Annotated in this window: 21 protein-coding genes and 1 riboswitch; of the genes, 17 read left to right on the top strand and 4 right to left on the bottom strand. The window is 40.7% G+C overall.

Translation table 11 applies throughout. The annotated features are described in order from the left end of the window. Window positions 1-53: 53 nt before the first annotated feature. Both B9L23_RS01180 and B9L23_RS01175 read right to left on the bottom strand, forming a co-directional pair. Window positions 54-695 carry a tetratricopeptide repeat protein gene (locus B9L23_RS01180; RefSeq protein ID WP_012748932.1) on the bottom strand — a complete coding sequence of 214 codons (642 nt, stop codon included), beginning with the start codon at window positions 693-695 and terminating at the stop codon, window positions 54-56. Window positions 696-807: 112 nt separating this feature from the next. Beyond that, window positions 808-1,278 carry a YjdJ family protein gene (locus tag B9L23_RS01175; protein ID WP_089096722.1) on the bottom strand — a complete coding sequence of 157 codons (471 nt, stop codon included), beginning with the start codon at window positions 1,276-1,278 and terminating at the stop codon, window positions 808-810. A gap of 336 nt (window positions 1,279-1,614) precedes the next feature. Between B9L23_RS01175 and B9L23_RS01170 the strand changes: the two genes are divergently transcribed. Next, window positions 1,615-1,836: a hypothetical protein gene (locus B9L23_RS01170; RefSeq protein WP_089096721.1), complete on the top strand. Its 222-nt coding sequence runs from the start codon at window positions 1,615-1,617 to the stop codon at window positions 1,834-1,836. A 1-nt stretch (window position 1,837) separates the two neighbouring features. On the opposite strand, the gene B9L23_RS20245 is transcribed toward B9L23_RS01170, so the two are convergent. Continuing rightward, window positions 1,838-1,987 (bottom strand): hypothetical protein, encoded by a 150-nt coding sequence (locus B9L23_RS20245; RefSeq protein WP_169712510.1) that lies wholly within the window; start codon window positions 1,985-1,987, stop codon window positions 1,838-1,840. A gap of 486 nt (window positions 1,988-2,473) precedes the next feature. Here B9L23_RS20245 and B9L23_RS01165 point away from each other — a divergent pair, with 486 nt between their 5' ends. The 16 genes from B9L23_RS01165 to B9L23_RS01090 all read left to right on the top strand — a co-directional run bounded on the left by B9L23_RS01165 (window position 2,474) and on the right by B9L23_RS01090 (window position 20,313). Continuing rightward, complete coding sequence (locus B9L23_RS01165) at window positions 2,474-2,836, top strand: DUF3147 family protein (RefSeq protein WP_190305454.1); 363 nt, start codon at window positions 2,474-2,476, stop codon at window positions 2,834-2,836. Between the two features lie 14 nt (window positions 2,837-2,850). After that, window positions 2,851-3,234, top strand: a complete 384-nt coding sequence (locus B9L23_RS01160) for a DUF3147 family protein (RefSeq protein ID WP_081188392.1) — start codon at window positions 2,851-2,853, stop codon at window positions 3,232-3,234. Between the two features lie 351 nt (window positions 3,235-3,585). Then, window positions 3,586-5,256, top strand: coding sequence for a response regulator transcription factor (locus B9L23_RS01155; RefSeq protein ID WP_081188390.1), 1,671 nt, complete (start codon window positions 3,586-3,588; stop codon window positions 5,254-5,256). A gap of 280 nt (window positions 5,257-5,536) precedes the next feature. After that, window positions 5,537-5,938 (top strand): ATP-binding protein, encoded by a 402-nt coding sequence (locus B9L23_RS01150; protein ID WP_081188388.1) that lies wholly within the window; start codon window positions 5,537-5,539, stop codon window positions 5,936-5,938. 21 nt (window positions 5,939-5,959) lie between these two features. Continuing rightward, the gene (locus B9L23_RS01145; protein ID WP_012749106.1) at window positions 5,960-6,298 is read left to right on the top strand and encodes an STAS domain-containing protein; all 339 of its coding nucleotides are present in this window, start codon (window positions 5,960-5,962) and stop codon (window positions 6,296-6,298) included. Next, complete coding sequence (locus B9L23_RS01140; RefSeq protein WP_081188386.1) at window positions 6,295-7,824, top strand: SpoIIE family protein phosphatase; 1,530 nt, start codon at window positions 6,295-6,297, stop codon at window positions 7,822-7,824. The genes B9L23_RS01145 and B9L23_RS01140 overlap by 4 nt, the downstream gene beginning before the upstream one ends. 155 nt (window positions 7,825-7,979) lie before the next feature. Continuing rightward, the gene (locus B9L23_RS01135; RefSeq protein WP_089096720.1) at window positions 7,980-8,387 is read left to right on the top strand and encodes an RDD family protein; all 408 of its coding nucleotides are present in this window, start codon (window positions 7,980-7,982) and stop codon (window positions 8,385-8,387) included. 134 nt (window positions 8,388-8,521) lie between these two features. Further along, the gene (locus B9L23_RS01130; RefSeq protein ID WP_062679323.1) at window positions 8,522-8,947 is read left to right on the top strand and encodes a DUF2935 domain-containing protein; all 426 of its coding nucleotides are present in this window, start codon (window positions 8,522-8,524) and stop codon (window positions 8,945-8,947) included. 190 nt (window positions 8,948-9,137) lie between these two features. Then, the gene (locus tag B9L23_RS01125; RefSeq protein WP_081188384.1) at window positions 9,138-10,391 is read left to right on the top strand and encodes a methyl-accepting chemotaxis protein; all 1,254 of its coding nucleotides are present in this window, start codon (window positions 9,138-9,140) and stop codon (window positions 10,389-10,391) included. Between the two features lie 63 nt (window positions 10,392-10,454). Beyond that, window positions 10,455-10,569, top strand: a riboswitch (TPP riboswitch). Between the two features lie 370 nt (window positions 10,570-10,939). Beyond that, window positions 10,940-12,661 (top strand): phosphomethylpyrimidine synthase ThiC, encoded by a 1,722-nt coding sequence (gene thiC, locus B9L23_RS01120; RefSeq protein WP_081188382.1) that lies wholly within the window; start codon window positions 10,940-10,942, stop codon window positions 12,659-12,661. Next, window positions 12,639-12,824, top strand: coding sequence for a hypothetical protein (locus B9L23_RS01115; protein ID WP_012749112.1), 186 nt, complete (start codon window positions 12,639-12,641; stop codon window positions 12,822-12,824). The genes thiC and B9L23_RS01115 overlap by 23 nt, the downstream gene beginning before the upstream one ends. A 232-nt stretch (window positions 12,825-13,056) precedes the next feature. Continuing rightward, window positions 13,057-14,514, top strand: a complete 1,458-nt coding sequence (locus B9L23_RS01110; RefSeq protein WP_089096719.1) for an NAD-dependent succinate-semialdehyde dehydrogenase — start codon at window positions 13,057-13,059, stop codon at window positions 14,512-14,514. A gap of 212 nt (window positions 14,515-14,726) precedes the next feature. Next, a complete protein-coding gene (locus tag B9L23_RS01105; RefSeq protein WP_089096718.1) occupies window positions 14,727-15,896 on the top strand; it encodes an aminotransferase class I/II-fold pyridoxal phosphate-dependent enzyme in 1,170 nt (389 codons plus the stop codon). Between the two features lie 26 nt (window positions 15,897-15,922). Next, window positions 15,923-17,560, top strand: coding sequence for a thiamine pyrophosphate-binding protein (locus B9L23_RS01100; RefSeq protein WP_089097453.1), 1,638 nt, complete (start codon window positions 15,923-15,925; stop codon window positions 17,558-17,560). An 80-nt stretch (window positions 17,561-17,640) separates the two neighbouring features. Beyond that, entirely contained in the window at window positions 17,641-19,122 is a 1,482-nt protein-coding gene (locus B9L23_RS01095) for an aldehyde dehydrogenase family protein (protein ID WP_062754909.1), read from the top strand. A 3-nt stretch (window positions 19,123-19,125) separates the two neighbouring features. Next, window positions 19,126-20,313: a saccharopine dehydrogenase family protein gene (locus tag B9L23_RS01090; RefSeq protein ID WP_281255481.1), complete on the top strand. Its 1,188-nt coding sequence runs from the start codon at window positions 19,126-19,128 to the stop codon at window positions 20,311-20,313. A 65-nt stretch (window positions 20,314-20,378) separates the two neighbouring features. Here B9L23_RS01090 and B9L23_RS01085 read toward each other — a convergent pair whose 3' ends face one another. After that, window positions 20,379-22,904, bottom strand: coding sequence for an EAL domain-containing protein (locus tag B9L23_RS01085; protein WP_089096716.1), 2,526 nt, complete (start codon window positions 22,902-22,904; stop codon window positions 20,379-20,381). Between the last annotated feature and the right edge of the window lie 90 nt (window positions 22,905-22,994).

Below are 22,994 nucleotides of genomic sequence, written 5' to 3'. Positions count from 1 at the left end.
ATTGAACATAGTATCCTCTAATCATTCTAGTTTTAATTTTTAAAAGGGCTTATTTAAAAAAATGAATGTCTGTTTGGATTTTTTTGCTGACGTTCTAATGATCGGACAAGCACATATTTTTGCAGGCCTCTTGCGGAAGAAATAGCGAGATGGCCAAGCTGTTCCGCCTCTTTTTTGTCTCCTTGGCGAAAAGCCTTTTCTGCCTCCAATACATAACGGAGCACTCGATTTGCCACGTTGTTCTTTGCCTGTGCAAACTGCTCCTCTTTCCCTTGCATGAGGGCGACGAGCGCCTGGTTATAATAACGGACGGTATCGTTCTTGATTTCATTCGCTATGTCAGCGGCTTCTTCCAGCTGATTTTTCTCTATTTGAATATTCGCCAGCGCCGATTTTCGCGCTTCTTCATACTTTCCCGTCAGTTGTTCGGCATATCGCTCCGCCTTCTCAAGATCCCCGTTTGCCAGCGCCAGCATCAAAGCGTAATAAGGCTGCTTCTTTCGCTTCTTGAGATATGCTTCGACGAGCTGGATATTCTTTGTCCAAAAAAGAACATACGCATGATAACCAACAATGACAACGACCAGCGCAATTACGATTCCGACGGCGGCCCAATCTGGGATCTGCACTCCCGCCATCCCGAGCATCCATCCTATTGCGGCTCCTACTATGCACCAAATAATAATTGTTCTCATTTCCAAACTCCTTTGCTATGTTTTCAACATTTATAAAAAACAACCTTATGGAGCGTCCAAATCCATTAGGGGTTAATGAGGAAACAACTCCGTAAAAAAATTAACTCCATTTTTATATCCTTTTATTACGATTTAATACTTGGAAATAAGTTATTATAGCTATTACAGTACACAAAGATCCACTCACTAACCAAATATAAAAAAAGATTTTTCCACCTATTGAAGTAGAATCAATAAAAAAATAACTAAGTAGGAGTAAGCCTCCTCCTAAAATTAATAGAAAATAAGCAAATCTTTTATGCTGCAGTTTTAAGAAATAGTATCCAATAAGAATTAATAAGTATAAACTGCTTATTGCCATGATACTTGGAAAAATAGGACGGAATTTAGCCGCGTATACAAAGTAGTCAAGTTGTGAAATATGGCTTTCACTATGTACTTGACCGTATAGCATTTGGGAAAATGGTGTTGAATGCTTCCATTCCCAAGGATTATCTAATATTGCACTACCTTCATACCAAGCAGCTAGAGTAGAAAATAAAAGTAAAATAGTGACTAATCCAAATTGAATAATAATCCTCAAAGCAATAATCCCTCCCCCTAAAACGTAATCTTATAATTTCTTCTATGTCTTGGACTGTTGCTTTACGAATTTCAAATTGCAAATTCATTATAAACCCTCCCTTCATTCATTATGTACACATAAAAAACTTCTCTAAAGACAATTCTCCCTACAAACTTGATATCCTTCTTCAAGAAAACTGCCTATTTACAGTTGCTTTTTTTATGCTCACGAGAACATCCGCCGGAAGCCCACTGCTTTAGCTGTGGAAGAAAGGCGGGGTTTATATTTTCAGTATATATTGAATTTTTCGTTCAGTATAAGTACACTGGATTTAGAAAGGTAGGTGAATCAAGAATGCTCTGCACTCTCAAGATTAAATTAATGCCAACTCTTGAACAGTTTCATGCGCTGCTGGAAACAATGAAACGGTTTAACCAAGCATGCAACTATATTAGCGAGATTGCTTTTCGCTCCAGAACCTTTTCCAAAACGAAAATCCAGCGGCTTTGTCTGGCATGGCAAGGGATGAGAGTTCGAAAGCGCTTACGGATGAAATTCAAAAAAATGGTTCGCTAACCTATGACTTACATCTGTTTTCAGGAATCAAAAAAGTTCCCACAAAGTCTTGACTGACTCCATTCACTGTCACTACTTGCCCATTAATACAACCACATCTTATCTTTGGCTTATGGTGATCTTTACATTTTTCTTCCCAATCTTTTGACATATGTTTCACCTCTTTTAATTAAGATTCGATATTAATATATGAGCAGGATAATAAGTTTGATTAGACAAGTTGTAGGTTAAGTGTTTGTATTTCCAAAATTAGGCTATTGAATATTCGGAGATGAGATAGCCAAAAGGAGGCATTCCCTCTTTCTCTTGTAGATTTTTTCAGTTCAGAATGTTCATTGATGTTCCAGCTAGCCATGCTGTTTTTGAATGTTTGCATTTACGTTGTTCATATGATGATTAAATCGATTTACTATAAAAATATTTGCCGCCATGGTTGGGAGTAAGAAAAAATAAGTTTTATTCAAACATTTGTCACAAATTTGGAAGTGTAAGCGTTACAAGAAAAAAATTAAATAAAAGTTCACAAGCGTTTGTTCTATCGTCGTTTACAATATATACGTGAAAATAATCACAAATAAATATATAAAAATAATATTTACCTCACTAGATTGGTCACCAAAGAAAGGATGAATCTATCTTGGAGTCATTATCAATTAGTGGAATAGTTATTCGATTTTTATTAGGGGGAGGCGCGGTCGTCGCTTCTACCATTATCTCGAGAAAATTAGGGCCGAAAATAGGAGGAATTTTTGCTGCCTTTCCCGCTGTATTTTTAGCAGCATTACTGACACTTCGGCTCGATGCAAAGGGCAGTGAATTAGTGGAAAAGTCGATTGTTCTATCTCAAGGAGCCGTTGTTGGGATGTTCATCAATATTATGTGTGCAATAGGGGCCGTTTACTTTTGTACTAAGCAAGGTTGGAAACGTGGGCTTACACAATCAATAGCTGGGTGGTTTCTCGTTTCCATCCTTTTTGCTGTCATTTCAGGATATTTTTAATTAAAGGTGATTGTATGGATAGACGTGATTTATTTTTCCGTTTTTTATTCGGCGGATCAGCCGTTGTGTTAAGTTATGTAACGGCAAAACTATTACCATGGAAAGTTATCGGGGGAATTTTTGCCGCATTTCCAGCCGTTATGGTTGTTGCTGTGATGATGGTTGGCATGAAGAAAGGTTCTAAAGAAGCAGCGAAAACTGCGCAAGGGTCTGTTTATGGGATGATTGGTGGTTTCATTTGTGTGTTAACGGTTTTATTTTCTCTACAATTTACACAAAATTGGTGGGGAAGTTTTATCTTTGGGTTGATTACATGGTTTGCAAGTTCATTATTCCTTGTATACATGCGGGATCATAAAAAAGAAAATAGAGCATCAAATATCAAATTGGAACATTGATAAAGAGGTGGCAGACCGAAAAACAATGGAGCCATGAGTAACGAATACAGAAGCCTGGCATGATACGAACGTGCCGGGCCTTTTATATGTTATGAAAGATTGAATTAATAGAATCGTAAACAATAGATGGAAAATGGTAGAGGTTGTTTGCCTGTTAACTGATGGTTTTGATCAATCGGCATTTCAAGACTAAAAAATTATTAACAGATCGACTTATGATATTGAACATATGAAAATAGGACTATATAGTTGAATTATCTATCCTTATTTTCCTAAACTTGACTTCGCTTTACTTATACGTAAATAATAGATAAGGATGACAATATTACAAGTAAGTGAGTTGAGGAGGAATTGAATATTAAAGATTTTTTGCAGCATGTTCAAGATGCATATGCAGCACTCACGGAGTTAAGCATTATTATGCTTGATTTACAGCATCAACCTGTTACAAAAGTCTCAAATATAACGGAATTAGCGGAGCTTGTACTTTTTTCTCCAGATAAGCCGTTTCCTCCTTCATGTTTTCCGAATGACTATACCGAATGGCAACGTCCGATGGTTGTTCAGACAGGGTATTGGGGAGTAAAGGCAATTGTCGCACCTGTACTAGTGGAACAAAAAGTCGAGTATTGGATTTGGGCAGGTGCGTTTATTGAAGAAGAGACAAAACCGATGATCAAGGAGCAGTGTTTTCGTTTCCCTGACTCACAAATATGGCTTCAAGCCATTGAACAAACAAAAGAGCAAACGATATCGGCGGTGGAAAAAAAGTTAAATGATATTGAAAAAATGGCAACAATATGTGGCGAGTTTATTAGCAATAATAGACAAAAACAACATTACGAACAGTACTTCTATTTATTAGATACGGCAGTGGATCGTGCGCAACAGTTTTCTTTGCATATGGACGATTTTTTACATATGTTTCAAAAGATAGACTCTGATATAGATTTTTCATTGTATATAAAACGGCAAAATCGCGAATGGGTTGTTGCACACGCTGTGGGAGAAAAGGCAGAACAGCTTTGGAATCAGCAGATAAAGACCGCTTTTCCTCCACTATCAAACTCCCTATTTCATTCGCACAATGTTGTTTGTGTTGAAAATGCCGCGCTTGACCCACGTTTTGCTTTTTTCGTGAAAAATGGAATAAAACCGAGTACTGTTGTGATATATCCGATTTTGCACAACGATGAAGTAGAAGGCTGGATTGTGATCGGCAGTCAAACAAAACGTTCATTACCGAAAGAGGCAGTCCAAATCGGCGCTATTCTCATGAAATATTGGCAATTACATTCCAAATATGAATTAGCTTACATAAAAATGGATCGACATTTCATGAGATTATCGATGTTAATAGAAATTGGCCGGGCAATGAATGTTGTAAAAGATACCGATGAAATTATACGGATGATGACAGATTTTGTTGCGGAACTGGCGTACGGTGATTTCGCATTTACAGTGTTAGCCGATCATAAAAGGAAAGTAAAGGTTCATTGTGGCGCCATTTCAGAACAACAAGTAACAGAATATTATGAAGATGTTTGCCAACGCTACTTTTCTACTGAAAAAAGACTGCTAGAAAATATACCGAAGCTGCGTGAAACAAAGTTTGGGACTGTAATGGAAATTTCATTTTCGGTTCATGAACATGTGCACGGCGTGATGGCTGTTCATTTGAAAGATATCGAGGCTGCAAAAGAAGCGGAAGTATATGTTGCGGCATTAATAGGGATCGGCACAATGGTCATGAAGCAAAATACTTATCAGACGTCAAAGCAAGAATTGAATATCGATATGCTATCGGAACGCTTAACGACCCGGGAGATGGATGTGTTAAACTTATTAGTCCAAGGATGCAGCAACCGCGAAATTGCGGATCGATTATTTATTAGCATTCATACGGTGAAAAACCATATTACAAATATTTTTCAAAAAATAGGGGTAAACGACCGTTCTCAGCTAATTGCTCTTGTATATCAGTTAAACAATCGTAAAGTTATCAATGAGGAACATCATTAGACAAAATTATGGATCGATGATGTTCCTTTTTTATTTTCTGCTTGTTTAACATGGAAATGTTTTGGTATATAGGAAATAGGAAGCAAAATAAATTTGTATTATAATCATTAATAGTATATAAGAACTAGGTATTTAGTTATAATAAACATATAGAAGCGAACATAGTGCGATGTTGCTGTGTTGTTATAAAGATGCTCATCCCCTATGAATAGAAAGTGTTATCGTACTTACAAAAGTACTATTTAGCACACATATTATAGAAGAAATAGGGGGAATATTGATGGAAAGTATAAGTATAAGGAGAAATATCACAGTAATGGAAGATTCTGATATTATGAAAGCGATGGATATAACCGAGCAAATCGCAAGTGAAATGGGATTTTTGCCACGTGATTGTCTCTTTCTTCGATTAGCAACGGAGGAAGCGTGTACGAACGCGTATGAATATTGTCAAAAAACAAACCAGCTGCCTTTTGAAGTATTTTGGAAATGTGGAAAAGAGAATTTGATTATTGGTGTAAAGCAACATGGAAAGAAATTTGACATTACAAGAAAGGATGAGGTCAACAAAGGCTTACGTGGTAGGGGGTTGCAGCTTATCACTCATATTGTAGACGATGTTTATATTGAACAAAAAGGGAATAACGTATTGTTTTATATGTGTAAATATAAAGCTCATTGACGACTGTTGGAGGAACGGAATATGGGTGCACAGCATGAACTAATTGATGTTTTCGTATGGAATGAAGATATTACTTTGAACAATACCGAACAATTTCGAAAAGCGATGGCTAAGTTTATTCAAAATCCAGCTGAGTATCTCATATTAAATATGGAACAAGTGAAATATATTAATAGCGCTGGTCTTGGCATTATTGCCAATAGTGTCATGACGGCAAGAAAGCAGCAAAAAGAGCTGGTGATCGCAGGGGTTCGAGATTCGCTTCAAGAAATTTTCCATATTGTTAAGTTTGCTTCGTTTATTAAACTTTTCGATACGGAAAAAGATGCGATTAATTTTTTTATGGAGAATGGGATATGATTCATAAGCATTTGCAAAAAATCAGGAAAGACAAAAATGTTTCGTTAAAAGAATTATTGGAACTTCTTGACGAATGGAACACACTCTATAATAAAGCGGACCAAGTTTATTGGCTAGCTAACTTAGCGGAAAGGCGGGTTATTTTTGTTTCTCCGGCTTGCGAGAAGATTTACGGAATACAGCCTGAAGCCTTTTATCAAGATGTAGAGCTATGGAAAAAAGTTATTCACCCGGAAGATCGAGAAAAGGTAGAGAAAAAGCAATCTGCTCTTTGGAAGGGAAGCTGTCTTGAACATGAATATCGCATTATTCATCAACAGGATGGGACGGTTCGCTGGGTTTTGGATCAAACGTTTCCCGCATTTGATGAAAATGGAAAGCTAGTAATGTTAAGTGGAGTGATTACGGATATTACGGAGATAAAAAAAATGAATGAAAAGCTTTTACTAGCGGAAAAAGTGTGCGAACATGTACAGCAGGGCATATTGATCACAGATGAAAATGGAGTTATTCAATTTATTAATCCCGCTTTTACAGAAATTACAGGGTACGGGTCAGAAGCAATCGGTTTGTCATTAGACTTTTTGTATTCTGGTTACTACAATGAACATTTTTATCAAATCATTAAGAAAACTGTCGCTGAAAAAGGACAGTGGAGAGGGAGTCTGCGGGGGCGCCGGAAAAATGGGGAAGTGTATGCTCAACAGACGACGATTACAGCGATTCATGATAAAGAAGGGCATCTGATTTTTTATCTTTTTCTATTTTCAGATATGATCAAAAACGAAAAGACCGCAACAAGCTTAAAAGATGATTTAAAGTTAGCGCAGGAAGTGCAAAAACGTGTATTGAGCAAGCCGCTTAAAACGGAAGCGATTGATATATATGGTATGTATGTCCCTTCAGGAGAATTAGGGGGAGATATGTACGCATGGTATCGGATTGATAGCGACCGATACGGAATCTTTTTGATGGATGTGATGGGGAACGGAGTAGCTGCTTCACTCATTTGTATGTCGGTTCGTTCATTATTAAATGGGGTTATTCGAAAATGCATTTATCCGCAAGAAGTATTTCATGAGTTAAATAAACATATGCAGTTGTTGTACCATGAAGATGGGCCAATGAATACGTATTATTTTACTGCCGTTTATGCGATGGTAAACACAAAAGAAAAGTTCATTGAATATGCTTCGGCAGGTCATCCTCCTGGCTTTTTATTTCATCCAAACGGTTTAGTCGAGGAGCTGGACCAAGGATGTGCCCCGATCGGGTTGTTATCGTATCTTCATGTGGAAACGGGAAAACTAAATTACGCTCCAGGAGCAACGTTAGTGCTGTACTCGGATGGAGTAGTCGAAGGGGCCCATGGTTCTGTTAGAACCAATATCGAAATGTTCCGGGAAAAACTAAAACCATATATTCATTTAGACAACAAAAATATGATAGTACATATAAATAAAATGTTTAAGGAAGAGTATCCGTTTCTCGATGATATTTCTGTCGTTGTGGCGAAATTGCATTAAATTGAACTGTTTTTCAAAGTTCGATAATGAAAAAATAATGTCATGCATTGTCAATAAAGAGATAAACCGGTATGATAAATAATAATCTTCCATGAATCGGATGCAATGGTGATGAATACATTGTAGTGATGAAGGGAAAGAAAGGGGATTGTATCATGGTGAGGAATCCAGCGGGATTTTGGAAACGGTTAGCGGCTGGTTTATTAGACGGTCTTATTGTCGGTTTGCCGCTAGTGCTTATCGGCTACCTTATTACGGGAAGCTGGGAGGAGAATTGGTTCACTACGGCAGCAAACATCGTTTACGGTCTAGTTGTACCGGCGGTTTGGTCTGGATATACAGTGGGGAAAAAGTTGTTGGGCATTCGCATCGCAAAAGTAAATGGCGAAAAAGTCGGAATCGGGACGATGTTTTTACGGTCCGTTGTCGGCGGACTTGTTTATGGGTTAACGCTTGGCATCGCTCTCATTATTAGCACCATTATGGTGGCAGCGCGCGAAGATAAACGTTCTATTCATGATTTTATTGCCGGAACGTATGTGACGACAGAGAAACCAGCATAATTGGATATTGATCATAAAGAACGGGTGTCTAAGAAGGAGATGCCCGTTTTTTTATGGTGAATTACAGGAACGCTTGTTTGTGTATTCATACTTTTTCATTTTCCCCCATATCATGCAATATGGGGGGGATGTTCATGCAATTTTACTATGGCCAGCAAATGCCGCTGCGTATTTTAGACGAAGCGGAATTTTGGAAACATCAAGAAGAGGAGCATACGGTCGTTATTCGCGAGCTTGTTAGCGGTTTAGAGCCGGCTTATGTCGAAGCGTTGAAAAAATGGGAAGAGGCGCTTTCTGCAACACATCAGCAAGTAGTGCGTTTTATTGAATCGGTCGTTCGCGCAGGATATTACGTTCCTTATCAGCTTTACCAGCAAGTGTTGCAGCTAGTGTCTCATTGCTTGCAGCAAAGTCTTGATTTTATTAAGCTGTGTCAACAAATAAAAACGGAAAGCAAAGCAGTGAGCAAAAATCCAACGGCAAAAGTAGTGCTGAACCATATTATTCGTGAGTCAGAATATTTTATTGGCATCGCGCAATTGTTATTATACGGAAAATAAGGAAAATGCCTATTCGTTTCGGATAGGCATTTTATGTGTTTGAAAAAGAGCAGAGTAAGTAGTAATGAAAAAGGGTAACGGTTTGTTTTATGTTTTGTAATATTATACTAGAAATATAAAAAAGAGGTGAATATATCCGATATAATTAATAGTAAGATTCTTTAATATTAGAAAAAAGGTGGGAAAAAGGTTGTCGCTGCATAGTTATATTTTACGCACGATGTTCATTGTCATACCTGGCACCGCTCTCATCGGCCTTGGTGTATGTATGGCGAATGGCATTAGCGGCGCGGCGTTTTGGTGGACGCTTGTTGCGACTATATTATTTGGGGCTGTAGTCGGAGTCGTTTCTGCGATATTAAACTATCGTCGATTTATTGCCCCGATCGCTATTATCAATCAGCATTTAGATAAGATGACCAATGGAGATTTATCGGCGCGTGTTCCTATGGATGAAGTGAGACAGTTAAAACCGATTGCCGTTTCGCTCAATAAAATGGCCCAAGCGTGGCAAGAAGTCATCGCCAACGTTCAACGCCATTCCGATGAGATGACGCAATTTTCCGGACAGTTAACCGCCATTGCGGAACAGACGACGAAAGCAACGGAGCAAATTGCGTCAACAATGGAGATAATTGCCTCAAGTTCGGAACAGCAAGTCAAAACGGCGCAAGAAACGTCGTCAGCGATGAACGATATCTCCGATACGCTTATGCAGGTGGCTGCGAATACGAAGTGCGTGTCTACGAACGTAAATGAAACATCGGCAAAAGCGCAATCGGGAAAACAGTCGATTTCGCAAATGGAAGAGCAGATGCAGTTTATTTATGACCATGTCCAATCACTTGGACAAGTTATTAAAGCGCTTGGAGAGCGTTCGAATGAAATCGGCCAGATTACGCAGGTGATTACAGGAATTGCTTCGCAAACGAATTTACTTGCCTTAAATGCGGCGATTGAGGCGGCAAGGGCTGGAGAACAAGGAAAAGGGTTCGCCGTTGTGGCGGATGAAGTTCGCAAATTGGCGGAACAGTCTGCTCAATCCGCACAGCAAATTTCGCAGCTGATCGGCTATATCCAAGAAGAAACGGAAAAAGCGATCGAATCGATGGAAACCGTAGTTAGCGAAGTATCGCAAGGGCTTGATGTTGTGCAAACGGCTGGACAGTCGTTTGAACAAATCCGCCAATCCATCGGCGAAGTCAATGCCCAAATCGAACAAGTATCCACAGCGATCGAGCAAATGACAGAAAACGTGCAACGGGTGGCCGCTTCCATTGGACATATGACGGAGATTGTGGAACAAACTTCTTCTGGATCAGCGAATGTTTCGGCGGCAACACAAGAACAAATGGCATCGATGGAGGAAATTGCTTCATCGGCATCATCGTTAAGCAAAATGGCAGAAAATATGCAAACAATGTTAAAACGGTTCACCGTATAAGGAAGCGTATTTACATTGCTTTATAAGTATGTTAATATTAAGAAAAATTAAATAAGTTTGTCGCTTATCTACTAGGGGAGTCCAATAGCTTGGACTGAGAAAAGAACGCGCTTAAGTTCTTTGACCCTTTGAACCTGATCTGGGTTATACCAGCGTAGGGAAGTAGATAGCGGGAGTGTATGCGTTTGTTGCGTACGTTTCGCTATTTGCGTTCCGTCGGGTTCTCTTAGAGAACCCGATTTTTATTTCCGCATATATTCTCCTATCTCCGCCCCGCGTTTTGGTGTAACTTCAGGTCCTCACTATTATTTTAAGGAGGTGTAGACCTGGTTACTAAAATCGTTGTCGTGTACTGACCGATGGAAGGAATGGTGCACGACAGATGCCGTCGCTGACAAGCGATCCACGGGGTGTCTTTCACAGCGGGTGAATGACAAGGGAAATTCCCTTCCTGATGGAACTCAGGTGTTTCCTGAGCGGCAAGCAGTTTTGCTGGTTCCATCGCGATGAGTCGATTTTTATAGATTTTAGTAACTAGGAGGAGTTACATGCAAAACATCAAATCTTTTATGCAATTTCCTGAGAGTAAAAAGGTGTATGTCGAAGGTTCAAGACCGGATATTCGTGTTCCGATGAGAGAAATTACGTTAAGTCCAACAAAGACAGAAACAGGAATCATCGAAAATGAACCTGTTCGTGTTTATGACACAAGCGGTCCTTACACCGATCCTGATTTTCAGCCGGACATTCAAAAAGGATTGCCGCCGCTAAGAAAACGCTGGATTTTAGAAAGGGGCGACGTTGAAGAATACGAGGGGCGTCCAGTGAAACCGGAAGATAACGGATTCCGTAATGGGAAGCAATCAGAGATTACTCTGCCTTTCGAGAGAAAACCGCTGCGCGCAAAAAAAGGAAAAACTGTGACGCAAATGCATTACGCAAAACGAGGGATTATTACGCCGGAGATGGAATTTGTTGCGATTCGCGAAAATATAGATCCGGAAATCGTGCGTCAAGAAGTTGCCGCAGGCAGAGCGATTATTCCTTCGAATATTAACCATCCGGAAAGTGAACCGATGATTATTGGGAGTCGTTTTCATGTAAAAATTAACGCGAATATTGGCAATTCCGCAGTCACATCATCCATTGAAGAAGAAGTCGAAAAAATGCTTTGGGCGGTGCGCTGGGGAGCAGACACGATTATGGACTTATCGACGGGAAAACACATTCATGCGACACGAGAATATATTATTCGCAATTCCCCTGTACCTGTCGGGACGGTTCCGATTTATCAAGCGCTTGAAAAAGTGAACGGCGTCGTCGAAGACTTAACGTGGGAAATTTACCGTGATACGCTCATCGAACAAGCGGAACAAGGGGTGGACTATTTTACGATTCACGCGGGGGTGCTGCTTCGTTACATACCGATGACGGTAAACCGAACGACTGGCATTGTTTCACGCGGCGGCTCGATTATGGCGCAATGGTGTTTAGCCCACCATGAAGAAAACTTCTTATACACGCATTTTGAAGAAATATGCGAGATTTTGAAAACGTACGATATTGCAGTATCGCTTGGAGACGGGCTGCGCCCAGGCTCGATTGCCGATGCGAATGACGAAGCGCAGTTTGCTGAATTGGAGACGCTCGGAGAATTAACAGAAATCGCTTGGAAGCATGATGTGCAAGTGATGATTGAAGGACCAGGGCATGTGCCGATGCATAAAATTAAGGAAAATGTCGATAAGCAAATCGAAATTTGCAAAGGTGCGCCGTTTTACACATTAGGACCGCTTACGACCGATATCGCGCCGGGATATGACCACATTACATCCGCGATCGGAGCAGCGATCATTGGCGCGTACGGAACGGCGATGCTTTGTTACGTGACGCCAAAAGAGCATTTAGGGTTGCCGAATAAAGATGATGTGCGCGAAGGAGTGATCGCTTATAAAATCGCAGCACACGCGGCCGATTTAGCAAAAGGGCACCCGGGAGCGCAACGGCGGGATGACGCGTTATCAAAAGCGCGCTTTGAGTTTCGTTGGAACGATCAGTTCAACCTTTCGCTTGATCCAGATCGAGCTCGGGAATATCATGATGAAACATTGCCGGCGGAAGGGGCGAAAGTCGCGCACTTTTGTTCGATGTGCGGGCCGAAGTTTTGCTCGATGAAAATTTCACATGAGCTGCAAAAAACGGTGAGGGAAGAAGGGATGAAACAAAAAGCGAAGGAGTTTGTCGAAAATGGCTCATCTCTCTATCGATGATGTTCAAGAATTGCAAAAGGAAATTGCCGAATTGAAGGAGAAAATTCTTAAATTGGAACAGCAAATTGCCCATATTCAAAAAAATTGCCAGCATTCATTTTTTGAGACACCGTTTATGCGAAAATGTGTCAAATGCCATTATATAGAGATTTTATATTATTAAGGGGATTGTCAAATATATAGCTAATTCATCTCCCGTTTTGCAGGACGGAAATCGGGAAATGAATTAGCCTTTTTATTTTTGTTTTTAGTCATTTCTTTTAAGTTTTTTTATATATATTTCATGAAAAAGTTTATTTGATTGGTTGCGGCGGGATATGGTGCATGATGGATAACAATAAAAAATGTCTAGTGATTATTTACAATCAGATTTTTATTTTGGAGGGAAACTATATATGACCAAATTTCCCAATTATACAAAAACAATTTTTATTGATGGACAATGGTTGGAAGCACATAATGGCAACACGCTTCCTGTTCAAAATCCCGCCACGTTAGAAACGATTACGGAAGTTTCATACGGCGATGAAGTGGAAGCGGAACAAGCGGTGCGCGCAGCCAGCCAAGCATTTCGAAAATGGTCGGCAAAAACAGCAAGAGAACGGTCGCAATTGTTATATGCCGCGTATGAAAAAATGCTGGAACATAAAGAAGAACTTGCTTCCATTTTGACAACAGAGCAAGGAAAACCGTTAAAAGAGGCAAGGGCAGAAATTGATTCAGCGGCAAGTTACTTTCTTTGGTATGCCGAGGAAGCGAATCGCCTGTATGGAGAAATTATTCCTTCGTCCAATAAACATAAACGGCTAATGGTCATTCCGCAGCCGATCGGCGTTGTCGCTGCCATTACTCCGTGGAATTTCCCGGCTTCGATGATTACAAGAAAGCTAGCGCCAGCACTTGCGGCAGGGTGCACCGTTGTATTAAAACCGGCTCCAGAAACGCCGTTAACCGCTTATCAGATTGTAAAAATATTAGAAGAAGTAGGGATTCCAAAAGGAGTTGTCAATCTCGTTACTGGCGATGCGGTTTCAATCGGGCAGTGCTGGATGAACCATCCCGATGTGCGGCTGATTACGTTTACCGGTTCGACGGAAGTCGGACGTCTGTTGATGAAAGGAAGCGCGGATCATGTAAAAAAACTTTCTTTAGAACTAGGCGGCCATGCGCCGATTATCGTATTTGATGATGCCGATCTTGATTTGGCAGCCGAGATGACGCTTGCCAGCAAGTTCCGCAACTGCGGGCAAACGTGTATTTGCGCCAACCGCGTATATGTGCAAAAAACGATTTGGGATGATTTTCTCGAAAAACTAACGGAGAAAGTACGCCGTTTATCGATTGACATTGGCGCAAAAGAAACGGCGGATATCGGGCCGCTAATTAATGAAGAGGCAGTGCAAAAAGTGCAGCGGCATTTAGAGGATGCTGTACAAAAAGGAGCTTCGGTCATTTACGGCGGAAAGAGATGGGATGGTCCGTATCCAGGATACTTCTTTGAACCGACCCTGTTAGTGAACGTTACGAAAGAGATGAGAGTAATGAATGAAGAGACGTTCGGTCCGCTTCTGCCGCTGCAGCCGTTTGAGGAGGAAGAGGAGGCGATTCGTCAGGCGAATGATACGCCATATGGGCTAGCAGCTTATATTTTTACGGATTCGATTCATCGCGCGTATCGAGTCATGGAGAAGCTGGAGTATGGAATTATTGGCATTAATGACGTCTTTCCAGCCGTAGCGGAAGCGCCGTTTGGCGGTGTGAAACAATCGGGGCTAGGAAAAGAAGGAGGAAAAGAGGGCATTTTTGAATTTGTGGAATTAAAATATGTTTCCATGGGGATACGGTCTAGCTGAGCCCCCTAAATATAAAACTGCGTAGTCTATTTCCACCGTCTTTGCCGGCGGTTTGTAAAAATAGACATCGGCCAGTTTAATCATTATGTGATTATACTGGCCGTTTTTGTTTTCTTGATTTTTTACAACCGTTTTCGAAAAAGAGTTAAATAGCCAATGAGAAGCATAGAGTAAGAGGGAAAGGACCATTTAATGGATGTGAGGGGATACGTATGGACGTTTATTCTGACATCATAAGAAGCATGCCGCCATATTTGTTCTCTGTTTTTCAGCAAAAGAAAGAAGAACTAATGAAAAAAGGAGTAGATGTGATCGATTTAGGGATAGGGGCGCCCGATTTGCCGCCGCCTGCTTTTGTGGTGGAGAAATTAAAGGAAGAGCTGGATAATCCTAAAAATTTTACGTATTCTCCATATGCCGGGTGCCGAGAGTATAGAGAAGCGGTTGCGCTCTTTTATAAACGGGAATATGGCGTAGAGTTAGACCCAGATACAGAAGTGTTGGCATTAATCGGTTCCAAGGAAGGAATTGTCCATTTATTACAAGCGATTCTTCATCCAGGGGAGACCGTGTTAGTTCCAGATCCTGGCTATCCGGTTTATAGCACAGCTGTACATTTAGCAAGAGGAAAAATCGTTCGTTTGCCGCTTGATTCGGAAAACGGATATAAGCCGAGTTTTTCGAGCGTTCCTTCAGGAATTTATCGGGATGCGAAATTAATGTTTTTAAACTACCCCAGCAATCCAACAGCTGCGACTGTCGAAATCGATACGTTTGCTGAAGCTATTTCGATTGCGAAACAATATCATATTTTCATTGCTCATGACTCGGCTTATTCTTTTGTTACGTTTCAAGGATTTAAAGCTCCAAGCATTTTGCAAGTAGATGGGGCGAAAGAAGTAGCGGTGGAATTTGGTTCGTTATCGAAAAATTACAATATGGCCGGTTGTCGAATCGGATACATTGTTGGGAATCGCGATATGATTAAAGCGCTGTCGATCATCAAAAGCAATATGGATACTTGCCAGTTTATTCCGGTCCAAAAAGCGGCGGCGGCAGCGTTAACAAGCGATCATGAAGCGGTCAAAGAAAACAATCGAATATATGAACAGCGGATGAATATGATGGTAAAAGCTTTGCGCTCGCTTGGCATAAATGTTCATCCCCCGAAGGCGACGTTTTTCCTATGGATACCTGTTTTAAAAGGATACTCTTCCGAACAATTTGCGACTAAATTGCTCAAAGAAGCGGGAGTAATTGTTACACCAGGAACAGCGTTTGGTCCATCAGGAGAAGGATATGTTCGGTTATCGCTTTCCGTTTCGATGGAACGGTTACAACAAGTGGCTGACCGACTCAAACAAGTAAATTGGGAGGAGTAGAAGCGGTGAAACAGGAAAAGGGCAAAATTACGGCGGCGAAGGCGATTGTCCATTGTTTGAAAAGCGAAGAAATTTCCCACGTGTTTTGCGTGCCGGGAGAAAGTTATTTGCCGCTAATGGACGCTATTTTTGATGAACCTTCCATTCAGCTTATTTCTGCTCGTCATGAGGGAGGCGCCTCTTTTATGGCGGAGGGCTACGCGAAAGCGACAGGAAAACCGGGAGTGGTGCTGGCGACAAGAGGAGTCGGTGGCGCGAATTTGGCGATTGGTGTCCATACGGCAAAGCAAGATTCGACGCCGATGGTCGTTTTTTTAGGCCAAGTGCACAACGATTTTCGCGGCAGAGAAGGGTTTCAAGAAGTCGATTTAGAGCAATTTTTCCAGCCGATTGCAAAATGGGCGGTAGAAATCAAAGATGCGAAGCGAATCCCTGAACTTGTTCAACGGGCGTTTCGTGTTGCGCAAACAGGAAGACCGGGGCCTGTTGTCGTATCGCTTCCGGAAGACGTATTTCTCGCAAAGATAGATGAAGTTATTTTTCCAAAAACAATCGTTCCAAAACCCGCCCCAAGCCAACAAGATATTTTGCGTGTTCAAGACATTTTACAAAACGCCAAACGGCCTGTCGTGATTGCCGGAGGGGGAGTGAAACTTTCGAAAGCGGAACGAGAATTGCTTTTGTTTGCTGAGAAGTTTACGATACCTGTTTCTGTCTCTTTCCGAAGACATGATGTATTTCCAAACGATCACCCATTATATGTTGGACATCTCGGTTTAGGAACGTCAAAAGGGATTATTGAGACAGTAAAACAAGCGGACATCATTATTGCGATTGGAACGAGATTATCGGAAGTGACGACACAAGACTACCGCTTGCTATCAGCAGGACAAACGCTGATTCATATTGATATCGATGCAAATGAATTGGGAAAAGTATACCCGCCAAAAGCGGCAATCATAGCTGATTGCAAGGAAGCGCTTTCGAAACTGCTTGAAATCGATATTCAGCCATTTTGGCATGACTGGGCAACATCGAGACGAAAAATATACGAACAAGCATCAACACTCCCAATGGAAAAACGAAATGTGAATGAATCCGTGATTGCTAGTCTACAAGAACATTTGCCGCAAGGTGCGATCATCACCAATGATGCAGGAAATTTTGCTGGTTGGCTGCATTCCTTTTTTCAATTTACGGAAAAACATACGTATATCGGCCCGACATCCGGAGCGATGGGATATGGCATGCCGGCCGCCATCGGTGCCAAACTAGCATATCCCGACCGTGTGGTAGTTTCACTATCAGGAGACGGCGGTTTTATGATGACCGTTCAAGAGTTAGAAACGGCTGCTAGATATGAAATTCCTATTATTAGTGTTGTTTTTAATAACCGCATGTATGGAACGATCCGGATGCATCAAGAACTGCATTTTCCAAAGCGAGTCATCGGAACAGATTTAGGGAATGTATCATTTGCGGAATTGGCTAAATGCTTAAATGGCAACGGCATTCAAGTAGAAACGGAACAGCAATTTACCGAAGCGCTTCTTCAATCTCTCCATGCAAAGAAACCTACGGTCATTGAAGTCATGACGGATCCAAATCAAATTTCGGTCACTTCTACAATTGAACAATTGCGGAAGCGGGTGGATTCTATATAATCATTTCATTTGATTAATAGCAACCATCATGGATGCATAAATTTTTAATAGAAAGTAAAGAGCAAGGAGGAACTCCGTTGATGAAAGTATTGAATTTTATTAATGGCGAGTGGAAAGAATCGAGCAGCAAACAATTCGCCCCGGTCATTAATCCGGCGACAGGAGATGCGATTGGAGAAGTGACGGTTTCGATTGAAGCGGATGTGGGCGCGGCGGTAAAAGCGGCAAAGGCTGCGCAAAAAAAGTGGGCGCTTGAACCCGCGCCGAAACGCGCCGAAGTGTTATATAAAGTAGGATATTTGTTGAAGGAACGAAAAGAACAATTAGCAAGAATGTTAACCATGGAAATGGGAAAAGTCATTGAAGAAGCTCGCGGAGAAGTACAGGAAGGAATTGATATGGCGTTTTATATGGCGGGAGAGGGAAGACGATTATTCGGAGATACGACTCCTTCCGAATTAAAAGATAAATTTGCGATGAGTGTCCGTGCCCCTGTAGGAGTCGTTGGCATTATTACTCCATGGAACTTTCCAATTGCGATCGCCACATGGAAATCGTTCCCTGCCATTGTAGCCGGTAATGCGGTCGTTTGGAAGCCAGCGTTGGAAACGCCGTTTATGGCGCAGGAATTAGCAAAAATTTTTGAAGAAGCTGGATTGCCAAAAGGAGTATTTAATGTCGTCAATGGTGACGGTCCGACAACGGGGAACGCGCTTGTCGAACATCCTGATGTACGGGTGATTTCCTTTACCGGATCCAATGAAGTAGGCAGAAAAATTGCGGAAAAATGCGGCCGAAGCTTGAAAAAAGTGTCACTCGAAATGGGCGGAAAAAATGCGGTGATCGTGATGGACGATGCGGACTTATCTTTAGCGGTAGAAGGAATTTTATGGAGCGCTTTTGGCACTTCTGGACAAAGATGTACCGCGTGCAGCCGAATTATTGCCCATGAAAGTATAAAAAAAGAATTAGAAAATAGACTGCTAGAGGCGATGCGAACTCTAACAATCGGGAATGGCTTAGATGAAAATGTAAAAGTTGGACCAGTTATCAATGAAAAAGCGTTACAAAAAATTGACCGATATGTGCAAATCGGTAAAGAAGAAGGAGCAAAACTATTGACAGGTGGGTATATTTTGCAAGAAGGAGAATATAACAAAGGATACTATTACGCTCCGACGCTCTTTACGGATGTAATGCCAAATATGCGGATCGCGCGGGAAGAAATTTTCGGTCCAGTCGCTTCTATTATTCCTGTGAAAAGCTTAGAAGAAGCGATTGAAGTGAACAATAGCGTTGACTACGGATTATCTAGTTCTATTTTCACTCGCGACGTGAATAAAGTGTTTACCGCAATGCGTGATTTGGATACAGGAATTGTATATGTGAACGCAGGTACGACAGGGGCGGAAATTCATTTGCCGTTTGGTGGAACGAAAGGAACGGGAAACGGCCATCGCGATTCCGGGGTGGCGGCGTTAGACGTATTTACAGAATGGAAAAGTATTTACATTGACTTTAGCGGTAAATTACAGCGGGCGCAAATCGATATTGACGAATAACGAATTCATCAGCGAAAGAATAAGGGGGCGCATGCCATGAAAGCGTTAGTGCTTGGAGCTGGACTGATGGGAAAAGAAGCAGCGCGTGATTTAGTGCAAAGTGAAGAGGTTTCTTCCGTCACCATAGCAGATATCGATATAAAAAAAGCGGAGCGAGTTTGCCAGCAGTTATATTCTAGTAAAATCGAGGCCAAACAAGTCGATGCATCGAATGAAAGAAAGCTAGCGGCATTAATGAACGAACACGATGTTGTCATCAACGCGTTGTTTTACGCTTTTAATGAAACGGTGGCGAAAACAGCGATTCAAGTCGGTGTCCATTCCGTTGATTTAGGCGGACATATCGGCCATATTACGGATCGCATTTTACAATTGCATGAGAAAGCAAAACAAGCTGGTGTGACGATCATTCCTGACTTAGGAGTGGCACCGGGAATGATTAACATTTTATCTGGTTACGGAGCAAGCAAACTAGATGAATTGAAATCAATTAAACTATACGTCGGCGGGATTCCTGTGCGTCCGGAGCCTCCGTTAGAATACAACCATGTCTTTTCACTGGAAGGATTGTTCGATCATTATACGGACCCGTCTCTCATCATCCGGGATGGACGGAAGCAAGAAATCCCATCTTTATCAGAGATTGAAACAATCTACTTTGATAGGTTCGGGCCGCTAGAAGCATTTCATACATCAGGAGGAACATCCACGTTATCTTATTCCTATCCGCAATTAGAATGTTTAGAATATAAGACGATCCGCTATCCAGGCCATGCGGAAAAATTTAAGTTGCTCGTCGATTTAAATTTAACAAGAAATGACTACGAGGTGGAAGTGAAAGGGCAAAAAGTGAAGCCGCGAGACGTGCTTTTAGCAACATTATCCCCGCTTTTAGACTTAAAAGATAAAGAGGATGTCGTCTTGTTAAGGGTGATTGTCGGAGGAATAAAAAATAATAAAGAAACGATTTTTGAATATGAAACGGTCACATTTAAAGATCGAAAAAAGAATATTACCGCAATGGCGCGGACAACAGCGAATACGATTTCTGTCGTTGCACAAATGATTGGAAACGGAATCATCGAAAAACGAGGTGTTTACCCGCCAGAACAAATCGTTCTGGGTGACATCTACATCAAGGAAATGGCAAAGCGCGGCGTTGTTATCAAAGAGAAACAATATGTAAAGTGATAAAAAAAGGCTGCTTTTAGGTGGAAAAATCTCAACTAAAAGCAGTCTTCATTGTTTTTATTAGCTCAACATTGTGATGAGCTGTTATGAAGAAGCGAAACGAGTTGTTCAAACGAAACAGGAGGGCTAAATAAATAGCCTTGGATTTTATCGCAATGGTGTTGTTCTAAGAAGTGTAACTGTTCCGCTTTTTCTACTCCCTCTGCGACAACTTGCAGGTTTAAGTTATGCGCGAACGTGATAAGCGCAGACGTCAAATGAGCGGTATTTGGATTGGTTGCTACATCGAAAATGAATGATTTATCAATTTTCAATGTGTCAACGGAAAAGGTTCGTAAATATCCGATGGAGGAATGGCCGATTCCAAAATCATCAATCGCGATGCGGACACCTATATCTTTTAATTTCTGAATGCTATAGATGACGTTTTTTTCGTCGCATAGCGCGATATTTTCTGTAATTTCTAGTTCTAAATAGTTTGCTTGCAATTTGTTTTTTTGCAGTAATTGACTGATCAGTGAGGTAAAGTCATGATGCCGCAATTGTCGTAATGAAAGGTTCACACTGACGTATAAATGATCAAATCCGATTTCGTGCAAATGTTTTAAATCGTGAAGAGCTGTCATTAATATATGCTTGCCAAGCGATACAATTAGACCGTTTTCTTCTGCAACTGCGATAAATTCATTTGCCGGAATCTCCCCGATCTCTGGATGGTTCCAGCGAACTAAAGCTTCTAAGCCGATAATCCGTTTTGAAACAGTATCAACAATCGGCTGATAGCATAAAGAAATCTCTTTGCTTTCTATCGCGGTGCGAAGCATCTGTTCAATTTTTGATTTTCTTGTTCTCTGTTGTTCTAGTTTGGTCGTATAGAATGAAAATTGGTTTTTTCCTTTCTTTTTCGCATCATACATTGCCATATCGGCGTGTTGGATTAAGGTCATTTCGTCATCTCCATCTTTTGGATACACGCTGATCCCTATGCTTGTTGTAACAAAGACTTCTTTATTTTCCAGTTTAATCGGCTGGCTTAATATTTGAATGGTTTTGCAAGCGATTTCCTCAACATTGAAATTTCCGGATAAAAGAACGGCAAACTCATCTCCACCCAAACGGGCGATAAAGCAATCAGGATGAATCATTGTCAAGCGTTGAGCCACGTTTTTTAATAGTAAATCCCCCATGATATGACCAAATGAATCATTAATATTTTTAAAATTGTCTAAATCCAAATACAGTACAGCAATTTGGCTGTTATGTTTTTCTGCGCTTTTCAGTTCGTTCTTCAGCTTCTCAATCAAGTAGCGGCGATTTGGCAAATCCGTTAATGCATCATGGTAGGCTTGATATTTAATTTTTTCATTGTATTTTTTTCGTTCAGTAATATCACGAAAGACAACGACAGAGCCGATTATTTCTCCGTTATCGTCGATCATCGGCGTAGAGACATAAGCAATTGGCAGCAGCGTCCCATCTTTTCGCACAAAAAAATCCTCTTCTACGCGATATGCTTTTTTTAATTCCATCGTCTGATGGATCGGACATTTACAGAGGGAATCGCATTGATTTTCACTGCCGCAATGAATTTTTTTGAACAATGCTTTTCCTAATAATTCACTTTTTTGATAACCGAGTAAACGCTCCGCTTCTTGGTTCATAAAAGTTACTTTTTTGTCTTTGTCTAATACGATGACACCTTCACCTAATGACGAGGTGATCGTTTTTAGATGTTTTTCACGTTTTTTCAATTCTTCCTCTGCTTTTTTCCGGGCATCGTATGGTTCTTTAATCGTCGCAATGTATATTCCTTTCATAAAATAAATGTAACTGATTCCTTTGTACAAATGACCTAAAAAATTTTGCAAGTCGTACACGTTTTTATACAGTGTAAACAAAAGTTCGCTTAAAATTAAAAATATAAACGCTAAGATGAGATCAAGATAAGACGTTTTTGGCTGTTTTTTGTAGGAAAGCAGCATCATCAAAGCGGTGGAAGCATAAAAAAGGATAACAATATATTCTAAGAAATTTTTTAAATTCGTTGTGCCTTTCCCATCGATCACAAGAAGCGGAAGTGTTTGTTCATAGCGAATGATAATGTAGGAAATAACAAATACATAGAGAAGAGAAAAAATAAACACCGTCTTTTTTTGTCTGCTTTGTACTTGTTTGTCTGGAAAAAACATGATCAGAAACAGCATGCATGCTTGTGTTAATCTGGCAGCAATCCAAAACCATGTAGCTTTTTGCGTAGAACTTTCCGTAACGATTAAGCCAGGCATGCCTTTATACGAAAGCGTGTGCAGTAAGTCGATGATACCGATGATTAGAAATATCCCGGAATACCATAAGCGATATCTAGATAAATGTTGCGGAAAAATCATCCATCCTTGAATCGCAATGGACAACGAGACGGTGATGCTGAGGAATTCTAAGATGGTGTGTATGGATAAATATTGTTTTGCTTTGGCGACAAAATACAGTTCATCGCGAAACAAAATGGTGACTAAAAAAAATAAGACAGCGATGCTGGTAATCATTAATGCTTTTTTCTCTTGTTTATTTGAAATGCCGGAATTGCTCGTCATCGATATCTCCCCTCCCCTCTGATATCTAAAATAGTTATATTTATCTATTACAATTGGCCTATTCAAATATAGAATACTCTATTTTTTGTT

Source organism: Parageobacillus galactosidasius (assembly GCF_002217735.1).
In the GTDB taxonomy this organism is placed as follows: Bacteria; Bacillota; Bacilli; order Bacillales; family Anoxybacillaceae; genus Parageobacillus_B; species Parageobacillus_B toebii.
Note: the sequence above shows the minus strand (reverse complement) of the source record. Positions and strands in the feature narration are given on the sequence as shown.